The sequence below is a fragment of the Shewanella subflava genome, from assembly GCF_025971955.1.
Taxonomy (GTDB): domain Bacteria; phylum Pseudomonadota; class Gammaproteobacteria; order Enterobacterales; family Shewanellaceae; genus Shewanella; species Shewanella subflava.
In genome coordinates this window covers 73,913-87,354 of sequence record NZ_JAPDMX010000028.1, presented here as the reverse complement: position 1 = coordinate 87,354, position 13,442 = coordinate 73,913, and the positions used below count along the sequence as shown (strand labels likewise).

At 43.0% G+C, this 13,442-nt stretch carries 9 protein-coding genes and 1 riboswitch; of the genes, 2 read left to right on the top strand and 7 right to left on the bottom strand.

Annotated elements, in window-relative coordinates; translation table 11 throughout:
- The 4 genes from OHT75_RS12070 to OHT75_RS12055 all read right to left on the bottom strand — a co-directional run bounded on the left by OHT75_RS12070 (position 1) and on the right by OHT75_RS12055 (position 4,098).
- Positions 1 to 1,092, bottom strand: coding sequence for a nicotinate-nucleotide--dimethylbenzimidazole phosphoribosyltransferase (locus tag OHT75_RS12070; RefSeq protein WP_264726955.1), 1,092 nt, complete (start codon positions 1,090 to 1,092; stop codon positions 1 to 3).
- A gap of 48 nt (positions 1,093 to 1,140) precedes the next feature.
- The gene (locus OHT75_RS12065; protein WP_406682018.1) at positions 1,141 to 2,217 is read right to left on the bottom strand and encodes a FecCD family ABC transporter permease; all 1,077 of its coding nucleotides are present in this window, start codon (positions 2,215 to 2,217) and stop codon (positions 1,141 to 1,143) included.
- The gene (locus OHT75_RS12060) at positions 2,214 to 3,116 is read right to left on the bottom strand and encodes an ABC transporter ATP-binding protein (protein WP_264727736.1); all 903 of its coding nucleotides are present in this window, start codon (positions 3,114 to 3,116) and stop codon (positions 2,214 to 2,216) included. The genes OHT75_RS12065 and OHT75_RS12060 overlap by 4 nt, the downstream gene beginning before the upstream one ends.
- 125 nt (positions 3,117 to 3,241) lie before the next feature.
- A riboswitch (cobalamin riboswitch) is annotated at positions 3,242 to 3,370 on the bottom strand.
- A gap of 5 nt (positions 3,371 to 3,375) precedes the next feature.
- Positions 3,376 to 4,098: a histidine phosphatase family protein gene (locus tag OHT75_RS12055; RefSeq protein ID WP_264726954.1), complete on the bottom strand. Its 723-nt coding sequence runs from the start codon at positions 4,096 to 4,098 to the stop codon at positions 3,376 to 3,378.
- Between the two features lie 191 nt (positions 4,099 to 4,289).
- On the opposite strand from OHT75_RS12055, the gene metH reads away from it, so the two are divergent.
- Positions 4,290 to 8,006, top strand: a complete 3,717-nt coding sequence (metH, locus tag OHT75_RS12050) for a methionine synthase (protein WP_264726953.1) — start codon at positions 4,290 to 4,292, stop codon at positions 8,004 to 8,006.
- Between the two features lie 594 nt (positions 8,007 to 8,600).
- Here the strand turns inward: metH and OHT75_RS12045 are convergent.
- The 3 genes from OHT75_RS12045 to pbpG all read right to left on the bottom strand — a co-directional run bounded on the left by OHT75_RS12045 (position 8,601) and on the right by pbpG (position 11,673).
- Positions 8,601 to 9,791: a GGDEF domain-containing protein gene (locus OHT75_RS12045; RefSeq protein ID WP_264726952.1), complete on the bottom strand. Its 1,191-nt coding sequence runs from the start codon at positions 9,789 to 9,791 to the stop codon at positions 8,601 to 8,603.
- A gap of 86 nt (positions 9,792 to 9,877) precedes the next feature.
- Positions 9,878 to 10,522 (bottom strand): cupin domain-containing protein, encoded by a 645-nt coding sequence (locus OHT75_RS12040; RefSeq protein WP_264726951.1) that lies wholly within the window; start codon positions 10,520 to 10,522, stop codon positions 9,878 to 9,880.
- A gap of 293 nt (positions 10,523 to 10,815) precedes the next feature.
- Positions 10,816 to 11,673 carry a D-alanyl-D-alanine endopeptidase gene (gene pbpG / locus OHT75_RS12035; protein ID WP_264727734.1) on the bottom strand — a complete coding sequence of 286 codons (858 nt, stop codon included), beginning with the start codon at positions 11,671 to 11,673 and terminating at the stop codon, positions 10,816 to 10,818.
- Between the two features lie 518 nt (positions 11,674 to 12,191).
- Here pbpG and OHT75_RS12030 point away from each other — a divergent pair.
- Positions 12,192 to 13,439: a hypothetical protein gene (locus tag OHT75_RS12030; protein WP_264726950.1), complete on the top strand. Its 1,248-nt coding sequence runs from the start codon at positions 12,192 to 12,194 to the stop codon at positions 13,437 to 13,439.
- The last annotated feature ends 3 nt before the right edge of the window (positions 13,440 to 13,442 follow it).

The following is a 13,442-nucleotide window of genomic DNA, read 5'->3' as shown; positions in this document are numbered from 1 at the left end:
TTAGACCACATTTTTGACACCAGCATCTTCAAAGCTGGCCATGTCATTATAAAAATTCACTGCGGCTTGAACTATCGGTAGCGCGAGTGCGGCTCCGGTTCCTTCGCCTAGACGTAAGCCTAAAGACAAAATCGGTTGTGCGCTTAAGTGCGTTAACATCAATTTATGTCCCTGTTCTTCCGACTCATGGGCAAACACTAAATAGTCTCTTGCTGCGGGGTGTAATCTTACAGCGACAAGTGCAGCAGCGGTAGAGATAAACCCATCTATTAAGACTAATATTTTCTGCTCTGCTGCGGCTAAAATTGCTCCTGTCATTTGCACAATTTCAAAACCACCTAAATAAGCCAATACATGCACTGGTGAGGCCAATTTAGGCCGATGTAATTTCAATGCTTCATTGATCAAGGCTTTTTTCAAAGCCAAGGTTTTATCATCAATGCCCGTCCCTCTGCCAACACAAGTATTAACGTCAAGCTCGAGCAAAGCCGCCATGATTGCTGCGGCTGACGAGGTATTACCTATGCCCATTTCACCTAACGCGATAAGGTTGCAACCCGACAACACATGACGTTCAACCACTTCATGGGCCGCTTCAAAACCTTGTTTAACTTGCTCAAGTGTCATAGCTGGCGCCAAATGAATCGCCGTGGTGCCATTACCCAGCCTGTGCTCGGTAACGCCCTTTAAACCCAAAGGAGCCATAATGCCTGCGTCTATCACCTCAAGGTTAAAACCCAAAGGAGCCATAATGCCTGCGTCTATCACCTCAAGGTTAAAACCCATTTGACGGCAGAACACATTCACAGCAGCACCACCATGAACAAAGTTCGCTACCATTTGGCTGGTCACTTCACTGGGCGCAATAGATACCCCATATTGCGCAATGCCATGGTCGCCCGCAAATACCAGTAATCCTGGCTGAGTTATATGCAGTTTTTTGGCTTTTGGATCACGGGATAATTGCACTTGGGCAACTTGTTTAGCTAATGACTCCAGCTGACCTAGCGCACCTTTGGGTTTGGTTTTTTGATCAATTTTATGCTGAATTAAGTCGTCAAACTTATGACTAACATGATCAACTGCAAACATATACGCTCCACAAAGATAACAATGATAAACACCTTAATAGCACGGGCTTTAGCGCCTATGTCTTAATATAAACAAGAAAAATACACTGCCTATTGCAGCAGTGATAATACCAACGGGTAGCTCTTGATTGCCTAAAATGCAGCGCGCCACCACATCAATCCACACCATAAATAGTCCCCCAACAATGGCGGTCACTATCATCGGCTGACGCCCAGGAAACAATAAACGAACACAATGGGGGATCATTAAGCCAACAAAGCCAATGCCGCCACAACTTGCCACTAATACAGCGGTTATCAACGAGCACAGCAACAGCATATTAAGGCGCAATTTAGCCACATTGACCCCAAGGGTATGGGCGGTTTCATCGCCCGCTTGTAGTGCTACAATTTGACGTTTAAACACCACAATCACCGCTAAGCTGCCTAACACAATAACACTGGGGAGTATCACCCCAACCCAGTTAGCTTTTGCAAAGCTACCCAATGACCAGAACAATACTGATGCCGTGGCTTGTGGGCTTGAAAAATACAACAGTAAACTGGTCAATGCCCCAAATAAAAACGAGGTTGCTACCCCCGATAACAACATGCGTTCAACCTGACTACTTCGCCCTAAGCCAGACAAACTTAACACCAACAACACCGATAAACAGGCTCCTGCAAATGCCCCTACGGGTAACAACAAGTTTTGCCAACGCCACCAATCAAGTTGCCCTGAGGACATCGCCGTTACCTGAGTTTGTTCAAACAACCCGTTAGACAAAAAGCTGAAGACCAATACCGCGCCAAAAGAGGCTCCAGAACTAATACCAAACAAATAGGGATCCGCCAACGGATTACGGGTAACAGTTTGTAACACGCTACCCGCTATTGCTAAACCTGCGCCCGCGACAAATGCCAGCACAATACGCGGAAAACGCAGCTCAAATACGATTCGTTCGGTTACGCCTGTTGATTGCGCAGTTTCTTGCCAAGGAAGATGCTGGATTAGGGCCTGAAGCACATCAGTAAAGCTGATAGATGCCGCGCCAAAACTTGCCGCAACAAGGGGGCTTAATGTGGCAAACAAAGTTAATAAACATAGAAACAGTCGATACCTATATTGATCTTTCATAGGGCTCATGACTGCACCTCAGTAGCGTGAAGCGATGGATCTTGTTCGGTCTTATGACTAAGCTGATTTGACGATGGCACTATCGGTTGCGACATATAACCGTAAAAGTAATTCACTAAGGGTTTAGCATGTTGAGGGTGCGGCTTGACCTCACAACATACCTCAAAAACCTCACCAATTTGTGCCTCGGTAAGCACGGTGCTGGGAGTGCCTTGGGCCACTAGTTGGCCTTTATTGAGCAACACCAATGTATCACACATCGCGCTGGCTAAATTTAAATCATGAATAGAGGCAATAACGGTAATGCCTAAGCTTTTGACCAACTCAAGAATTTGGATTTGATAACGAATATCTAAATGATTTGTGGGCTCATCAAGTATTAATAGCTGAGGCCGTTGCACTATGGCTCTGGCAATTAATGCACGTTGTTTTTCGCCGCCAGACAGTTGACTGTATTGCAAAAAGGCTTTGTCAGTTAACCCTACTTTTTGAATAGCATCGTGGATCAGTTGATTATCTACTGCGGTATGCCCATCGAACATACCTTTGTGTGGCGTGAGGCCCATCGCCACCAGCTGGCTGGTATTCATATCAAAAAATTGTGGCGTGTCTTGCTGTACCACAGCAACTTGGGTAGCAAAGGCCTTGGCGTTAAATTGGCTAATATCTTGATCAAATAGACGGATTTGCCCATAGGTGGGTGTGATATAACGATAAAGACATCGAAGTAAACTCGACTTACCTGCACCATTTGGGCCAATAACCCCTAGCATTTGCTTTTTGTGCAGTGAAAAGGAAATATCCGCTAAGATGGCAACATCATCAACATGCCAACTGATCCCGTTTACAAATAAGGCCAGATCATCAGAGTGAGAGTTGACAATAACGGCATCAAAACTTGAAGACATCACACATCGTCTCCCAAATAGAGTTTTGCACCAAGATAAATAAGGCCACCTAGAGCAAGGTTACCCACTATAAAAGCAAACAAAATTTCAAACATATATGCCCCACTGAGTTATCCCGCTCAGGCAAAAATGAATAGTCTCAAGCTGGTATCTGACTTATATGGTTTGCCAAAATTCATGCTGGCATCATATTCACAGTTGCGGGTACAGTTCGGGCTTTCCCGATTCCCAATACTCAAGACTATAGTTAACGGTTGGCCTAACCTTGTGATAAATCACTCAGCCCAGGCCAGTTTAATCTCACGCTGAGATTGTTAAACGCGAATGTATCTTGGTCAACATGTTCAAGGTAGTGCCCATCGACATAAACATCAACATGAAATACCGCAGCATAGGGTAAATGAAACTGATTAAAAATACCTGCCGCTTGCTCAACGCCCAAGATGGCAGCCATTATACATCGCATCACGCCACCATGGGTGACTATTAATGCTGATGGCGTAGAAGCGGACTTAACAGTCGTAGGATCTACCGCGACTTCGGCAGCTAAGGGCTGCAGCATCTGCCATATTATTTGCGACACAACGGCTTGCACTCTGGCACTAAAATCTACCGTATACTCCCCCAGTGGCGGAGTGTGCTTAGGTTCCCAAGGGTTTGCCCAATAGGCGGTTATCTTGGCTTCATGATGTTGATACAAGGTTTGCCATGTTTGACCATCCCATTCTCCAAAATCAATTTCTTGTAAACCGTCCAAGACCTTGATGGGCAATTGATACTGTTTTGCGATAAGGTCACTAAACTGCAAACAGCGTTCAAGTGGAGAGGAATACACCACATCGGGCAATTTAACCAAGCGACTAAAAGCTTGCTGCATTTGTGTTAGCCCTTTTTCTGACAAGGGCACATTGGTTTTTCCACGCAAAATGTCGCCGCCCTGGCATTGACCATGGCGCAGGAACACCAATTGAAGATGTTTCATGGATTTCTGCCTTGCCCTAAAGATAACAACTCGCGTATTATGGACGTCTATACGTATAAATGTCCAAAAGTATTTCTGCTTGTCGAGTGTCCGCTATTCACGATGTATTAATTAACACTCGATAAAATAATAAGTTAGATAAATTTGGTGCTTTGTTAGCTAAGCGCCACTGCATTAAAAGGTAATGAGTTATGCTGAAGTCGACTTCCTACAGTCAGGTTCTTGAACAACTTACAACTACGCTTAAAGAGCGAATTGTCATTCTTGATGGTGCGATGGGCACCATGATCCAAGACTACAAATTGGAAGAAGCCGACTATCGCGGTGAACGTTTTAAAGACTGGCATTGCGATGTTAAGGGTAACAACGACATGTTGGTGCTCAGCCAACGACAAATTATCAAAGACATTCATACTAAATATTTGTTGGCAGGCGCTGACATTATTGAAACCAATACCTTTAATGCTACCACTATTGCGATGGCTGATTACGACATGCAGTCGTTGTCGGCTGAAATCAATTTACAAGGTGCCCAAGTTGCCCGTGAAGCCGCCGATGAAGTTGCCGCGCAAACTGGCATTGCGCGCTACGTAGCTGGCGTACTTGGCCCTACAAACCGCACCTGCTCTATCAGCCCAGATGTGAACGACCCAAGTTTTCGAAATGTCAGCTTTGATGAGCTAGTCGAAGCTTATGTTGAATCCACCACTGCGCTAATTCAAGGCGGCGCTGATATCATTATGGTTGAAACCATTTTTGATACCCTTAACGCCAAAGCAGCTCTGTTTGCAATTGAAAAAGTCTTTGACGAGCTAGGCGATCGTTTACCTGTAATGATCTCCGGCACCATCACAGATGCCTCAGGTCGTACCCTAACAGGACAAACAACTGAAGGTTTCTATAACTCACTGCGCCACATCAAGCCATTATCCATCGGCCTAAACTGTGCTTTAGGTCCAAAAGAGCTGCGTCCTTACGTTGAAGAATTATCACGTATTGCCGAGTGCTTTGTGTCTGCTCATCCTAACGCTGGCTTACCCAATGAGTTTGGCGGTTATGATGAAACACCTGAAGAAATGGCAGAAGTGATCAGCGACTGGGCCCGTGAAGGAATGCTCAATATTGTCGGTGGTTGTTGTGGTAGCACGCCCGCACACATTCACACTATTCGTGAAGCGGTGATCAATCATGAGCCTCGAACTATTCCAGATATTCCGGTCGCTTGTCGCCTATCAGGGCTAGAGCCATTAACCATTGATGCCAGCTCTTTGTTCGTTAACGTCGGCGAACGCGCTAACGTAACAGGTTCGGCAAAGTTTTTACGTCTTATTAAAGAAGAAAAGTTTGAAGAAGCACTCGATGTTGTTCGTGAACAGGTTGAAAATGGCGCCCAAATCATCGACGTAAACATGGATGAAGGCATGCTTGATGGTGCTGAATCGATGAAGAAGTTCTTGAACTTAATCGCCTCAGAGCCTGATATCTCCAGAGTGCCAATTATGATTGACTCATCAAAATGGGAAGTCATTGAAGCCGGCCTTAAGTGTGTTCAGGGTAAGTCGATTGTTAACTCGATTTCGATGAAAGAAGGCGAAGAAGCCTTTATTAAACAAGCGACTTTAGTGAAGCGTTATGGCGCCGCTGCCATTGTGATGGCCTTTGATGAAGATGGCCAGGCCGATACCCGAGCGCGTAAAACTGAAATTTGTACTCGTGCCTACCGTTTGTTAGTCGATGTTGTTGGCTTTCCGCCAGAAGACATTATTTTTGACCCAAACATTTTTGCCATTGCCACAGGTATTGAAGAGCACGACAACTACGCCGTCGATTTTATCGAATCCATTAAAGACATTAAATCTACCCTACCTTATGCGATGATTTCCGGTGGTGTATCAAACGTGTCGTTCTCGTTCCGTGGTAACAACCCAGTACGTGAAGCTATCCATGCGGTGTTTTTATACCACGCGATTCAAGCGGGTATGGACATGGGCATTGTAAACGCTGGTCAGCTGGCGATTTACGATGACATTGACGCCGATTTAAAGGACAAAGTTGAAAATGTCGTCCTTAACCTACCCTGCCCCGTAGCCGATTCAACCAATACCGAACAGCTACTCGATATCGCCGAAAAGTACCGTGGTGACGGTAGCCAAGTAGCTAAAAAAGAAGATTTAGCATGGCGCAGTTTGCCTGTAAATGAACGTTTATCCCACGCCCTCGTAAAAGGTATCACTGAGTTTATTGACCTAGATACTGAAGAAGCGCGCTTACAAGCAGCAAGACCGCTTGATGTGATTGAAGGGCCGTTGATGGATGGCATGAATGTGGTGGGAGACTTATTTGGTGCAGGTAAGATGTTCCTGCCTCAAGTAGTAAAATCGGCTCGAGTAATGAAAAAAGCGGTGGCTTATTTAAACCCGTTTATCGAACTTGAAAAAGTAGAAGGCCAATCAAACGGGCGCATTTTGATGGTCACAGTTAAAGGTGACGTGCATGATATAGGCAAAAATATTGTCGGCGTGGTACTCGCTTGTAATGGTTACGAGGTCGTCGATTTAGGTGTGATGGTATCGGTTGATAAAATTCTTGATGCAGTAAAAGAGCACAATATTGACATTATTGGTATGTCTGGGCTTATCACCCCCAGCCTTGATGAAATGGTGCATAACGTCAAAACATTCCACCGCGAAGGACTGACTATTCCGGCCATTATTGGCGGAGCAACCTGTTCTAAAATACACACCGCCGTGAAAATAGCGCCACATTACCCACATGGTGCAATTTATATTGCCGATGCCTCGCGTGCTGTGCCTATGGTATCAAAGCTCATAAGCAATGAAACTCGCCAAGCGACCATTGATGAAGAATATGCTGAATACGATGTCATGCGTGAAAAACGCTTATCACAAACTAAGCGTAAAACCATTGTCCCAATTGAGGTTGCCCGCGAAAATCGCTGCACACATGATTGGGAAAACTATACCCCATTTAAACCCAATGTATTGGGACGCCAAGTATTTGATGATTACCCGCTTGAAGATTTAGTCGATCGCATTGACTGGACGCCTTTCTTTAGAAGTTGGGAGCTTCATGGACGTTACCCTGATATTTTAGACGATAAAGTTGTGGGCGAAGAAGCACGTAAACTCTTTGCCGACGGTAAAGCCATGCTGCAAACCATTATCAGTGAAAAATGGTTAACCGCAAAAGCGGTAATAGGCTTATTTCCTGCTAACACCGTTAACCATGATGATATTGAACTGTATACCGATGAAAGCCGTACCCAAGTGGAAATAACCACCCACCATTTACGGATGCAACTTGAGCGTGTTGGCAATGACAACTTCTGCTTATCAGACTTCGTAGCCCCTAAAGACTCAGGTGTGGCCGACTACATGGGTGGCTTTGCTGTCACTGCTGGGCACGGTATTGATGAGCACGTTGCCCGTTTTGAAGCCAATCATGACGATTATAATGCCATTATGCTGAAATGCCTTGCCGACCGTTTAGCTGAAGCTTTTGCCGAACGCATGCATGAAAGAGTGCGTAAAGAGTTTTGGGGTTATGCTGCAGATGAAGCACTGGATAATGAGTCATTAATTCGCGAGAAGTACAAAGGTATTCGCCCAGCACCAGGTTACCCAGCATGCCCTGATCACACCGAAAAAGGCTTGTTATGGGATCTATTAAAACCGGATGAAACCATTGGCTTAAATATTACCGAAAGTTATGCCATGTTCCCTACAGCTGCCGTCTCTGGCTGGTATTTCGCCCACCCTAAATCACGCTACTTTGGCGTGACAAATGTGGGTAAGGATCAGGTAGAAGACTATGCTAAACGTAAAGGTATGAGCATCGCTGACACCGAGCGCTGGTTAGCTCCTGTGTTAGATTATGATCCAGAGTAATCATCGCCAGAGCTTTGAGTGTGCTTAAACATCGTTCGAGTAAAGAATCCACCTTCTGAAGAAGGTGGCTTTGATATCACTCTCTAAAGGGGCGCTTTCCTACCGTGCATTAACAAGACGCCGTAAATACCCCCCTATAGGCGCTACTAAATCATTCCTGATTTAGAAGCTTGTACCGCACCATTAGAACAGCTCACCTATTACTTGATTTAATCAGCTATTGAACATACTTCAGGCAAAACCTAATTGATGATAACCACCTACTGAAGTCGGTAGTTTATGGGCTGAAAATAAAGAAATGTGGCCTGTGAGCCACATTTTTTATTCGCTAAATTCATTCGCACTCTGGTTTATGTTAATCACGATAAAGGAGTTTCTATCCCGAGCTGAGGTTACTAACAGTGAATTTAAACTGAGTTCTGATAACAAGGCGAATGTAAACATCAATAACGAGTTTGGACTTGAGTTCTAACCTTGCGCTAACTCCCTATCCTTGGGGTCGGATTACAAGTCAATTAAACACGCTTGACGGTAAGACTATTCGGTATAATTGCTATGGTTTCAGCCTAATGAAGCGCTTCTCCCGTTAGGATATCAAGCAATAAAACCGAATCTATCTAAGGTCATATTTTTATCATTTCTCTGGTCTAGTGTTTGATCCGCATACTGAGTTTGCGTTAATTTTTGCTCAGCCTGCTGTAACAATATTTGCCAACTCTGATCATGGATGGTTTGAATCGAATAGCCAATATTCAAGTTAATCTGGATACCTTTAGGTAAAGGTTTTATTTGCATGTTGGCGGTTTTTTCAGCTAAACGATCACTTAAACGCACTAATTGTTCAACCGTTGCCTCTTCAATCAACAAAACAAACTTATTAGTTTGAATTCGAAAAATACCACCTTGAATATGGGTAGTGAATTTCAGCACATTGGCAATATGCTTTATCACGCTATCACTTGCGGGGTAACCATATTGTTCGCTTAATTGAGGTAAAGCAGCTATCTCAACCACCATTATCCCCAATGGCGTTGCAGGAATACTTTGTTCAAACATGTCTTTAGCGCGTTGAGGTAAAGCCTGACGATTAAGTAGACCCGTTAATGAATCCACTTCAATGGCATCAAATAATTTAAGTTGCTGTTGGCGGTAAATAATCAAACAACAGGATAACATCATCAGTAATAAAAAGGTCATGACAGCCAATGTACCCAAAGTTTGTAATAAGTCATCACCTGCAATAGTTAAAGGTAACTGATTATCAAATACAACAAAGGTAAAGCGTACTAATTGTTGGCCAAAAAAGATTAACTCAGCAAGCATAAAAGGGTAGTAAATGGCATGAATTTTTTTCGATTTCACTCCCTGAATCACGGTAAAGACAGTATAAACATTGATAGTCATCAATAAGGGGTAAATATACAGTAATCTATGGGTGGCGGTTTCTAATAACCCCGGTATGTAGTGCGCTAGAAACACCGCTGTAGCTACCGATAACATTAAAGACCAGTTAGGCGGTAATAAAAGGTGGCGCCTTATGCCTGCCAGTAAAGCCAGATGTGCCAAGGTATAACAGGCGTTAGTGAGTGCAGGGCCAAGCCAATAGGGAACCTCAAACAAATAAGACGCCAGGCCAACGCCATTGCTAAAAAAGAATAGTCCACCAGCAATGCTCCAATCTATCAGACTGCGTTCACGATTACCGACAAAATAAAAGGTGAGTAAACTGACGACCATCATGGCGCTAATTATCGCGGTCGAAATATGTAGGGTATAAGCATCCATTGCTAATGTTTATCCTGACTAGAGGTGAGCGATTAATATATCGTTTAAATTGTTTTTTTGAAAGGTTCAAACGCCGAACCTGTCAATTATAAATGGCCCGTTTTCACCCATATTACGGTATCTTGTTCAACATAAGGATTGTGTTGACTTAAATGCGGGCTTCTAAGCCAAGAACCTGCGGGATACTGACCAAATTCATCCATAAACACCCCGCTTATCACGTAAATTTCTTCGCCGCCAAAATGGCGATGAGGTTGAAACTTTGCCCCTGCTGGCCAAAATACCAGAGCGGTAGATTCGGTATTGTGTTGATGTAATGGCATCACCTTTAAGTCGCCATAACCTGGCAGCCAAGGGGTATTATGGGTATCAACTCGAACCTGCTTGGTATCTGTAGCTTGAAACTGATGCAGTTTCACCAGTAACTCGCATCCTTGAAGGCTAAAAGGGGCGTGACTAAACCCCTGTGGATTTCGCAGGTAACTGCCGGCAGGATAATCACCGGTTTCGTCGGAAAATACCCCTGACAAAACGAGTATTTCTTCCCCTGATGGGTGTGGATGCGTCGCAAAGCTAGCTCCCGCATCATACTTCACAATACTGGTTGCATGACCACGCTCAGCCTCTTCTCGAGCAAGTCGTTTACGCCATACTCCTGAGGCAGGACTCGCTTGCCATTGCTGATTAAGTGTATTGATATTCACTCGCTGGCTGAAATCCATATTAAGCATAATGTTCTCCCGATACTCACCACTGATGTTATACCGTGTTAACAAGGTAAATGATCACTCAACATCAATATTTTTAAGACTCTACCGAATATAAAAAATCCCAGTTATTAGCATAACTGGGACGAAAAGTCGGCACACATTCATTTAGTCGTTAAAGCTAGATAACCTCATCACGGGTTATGTTGGCACTAGAAGACAGTTGCTCCACTATATCCACTAATGACGATATCCACTAATGGCGATGCCCCATCAATAGCGAAAAATCTCAATGGAATATTAAATTTTAGGGTTGATTAACTACTTTGCTTTTGACTTTTATAGGCTTTTGCAGAAGCAGGTATAGGGGTCACTTTACCTGTTTCAAGCCATTTTTTGAGTCTATTAGCATCAGCCATATGGGTATACTTGCCAAACGCATCTAACACCACAAATGCCACTTTACGCTTATCCATTTCAGTGAGCATAATTAAACAATGCCCAGCTTTACTGGTATATCCCGTCTTAGTTAACGCAATGTTCCAAGTGTCTTTTGATACCAATTTATTGGTATTGTAAAAATCGAGCTTATATTTGGGATTACTAAAAATGACGTGTTTTTTCTCGGTTGAACTGAGTTTGCCCAGTAAGGGATATTTTTGACTTTCTTGTAGTAAAATAATTAAATCTCTGGCACTTGAAACATTATCCGCAGATAAACCCGTTGGTTCAGCATAGCGAGTTTGCTCCATCCCTAAAGCTTTCGCTTTCGCATTCATGGCTTTGATAAACGCGAAATACCCCCCAGGATAATGATGGGCCAATGCCGTAGCGGCACGATTTTCTGATGACATTAAAGTTAGCAACATCATGGTTTCACGACTGACAACACTACCAACCCGCACTCGAGAGTGTACATTACGCATAATTTTTGCGTCACTAATATCAACTGAGATCATCTCATCCAAAGGTAACTTAGCGTCTAAAACCACCATTGCTGTCATCAGTTTAGTCACCGATGCGATAGGCACTTGTTGGTTAATATTGCTTGAATAAAGCACCTCATTGGTTTTTAAATCTACCAACATTGCGCTAACTGCCGCTAACTCTTGCTGCTCTGAAGTTGAAACGGGTTTAGCCACCACTAAAGTGGAAGACAAGCTAGCAAGTAACATGACTGTCGAAAAAACGGCTTTGAATGGCATAATAAAGTACATTAAGTGAATAAATAAAATAAAGTATACGCTAAGTAATCCCAATTCTGCGAGTCAAATAATCACAAAAACACGCTTAAATATTAGTTCAATATCACCGCCGCTTTACTTACCCACGCCCATGGTTTTATTGGGGGGCATGATGTTTAACAAAAGCCAATCGCTTCGGCTTATCGCTTTACTATAATTCACCTCGTTAATTGTCATAGTTTATATTTTAACTAGTTGAATTTACTGCGATGACTTATCCCCATCACAGTAAATAAGTGAACAGAATTAACGAAGGTAAATAGGTGTGTTAACCAGGCATGTTTTGATGGTAAGTCATTATTTGGAAATTAAAAAAATCTAACGCTGCCATCAAGTATTTTATAACGCTAGCATGCGCTATTATTGATGACGATGGGAAACATATAACCTGTTATGGTGTGTATTGCGCTAAAGTATTTTCATGGATAGTCAATTAAACGGATAATATTATGGCTGTAACCTTCAATGCTATTACTGCTCAGTGGCAGCTATTCGTGGCACAATTAAAAACGATTTTTACACCACAAAAGACCGAATCTGAACCAACGGACAAACTCTCTTTAAAAGCGATTGCGCAAACGTATACTTACCATGGCATAAGAGGCCAATTAAAGCAGCAACCTTATGCCATACATGCTAATCGTATGAGTCCGCTTTTAGGTCGTGAACTCGCTCTTGAGCAAATAAACAATGCCATAGAATTGTGGCGAAAACAGCAAGGTGAGCTAAGTGCGATTACGGCACCATTTGGTGCAGGCCTAAGCCATTTCATTAATAACATTATTCATAGTCAACAAGGCGCAGAACCGATTTTATGGTTAAGTTTTTATCGCGCGCCCTTATCCACAAAAGACGCAATATCCAGCTTATTTAGTTGTTTTAATATTCATCATGAGCCCCAGTCGATTACCGATGCAATAAGCTTAATCAATACTCAACCCGCGAAAATCATTTTTATTGATGATATGCATAAATTAATGCTCAGAAGAATGGGGAACTATCAAGCATTAGTCACCTTAGCCACAATTTTAATGGAGACCCGCCAGCAACATTGCTGGATTATGGGGTGTGAAACATATGTTTGGCAGCGGCTATCATCTCAATATCAAATAACCCACTTTTTTAAAACCGTAGTCCATCTGTCTTATTTTAATCAACCGGCATTAAAGACACTTTTAAGCTTACATTTGACGGATTTAGGTATAACCTTGCCCGCACAAAACGCAGTCAAAACCGATGATAATACGGCGAATACAGACCCTTTAGACGTTGAATTAACGGCGATAGAAGAACTCAGTAAAACCTTAATGGTGATTAGTCAGGGGCATCCTAAATTAGCTTTATTGGTCTTAAAGCGCTCGCTTGAATCCCTTCCTATAAAGCAGCTAAGCAATCTGCCCGCCAAAGAGCTGATTTCGGTTGATACTCAGGCGTTAAATCACTTAAATGAAGAATCACTATTTGCGCTAGCAGAGATTTATATTCACGGTGGTTTAACGGTTGAAAATTTAAGCATTATTTTCAATATTTCAATAGAAAAAAGCTCGTTAACATTAGAGTTTTTAAATCGGCAGGGATTAATTATCCCACAGTATTGTGAAGATGATTTTGCCCGTCATTATTACCAAATCACCCCTGCATTAACCAAAATTGTGGCAATGCACTTGGTTAATCACAATAAACTATTTAGCCTATAACCA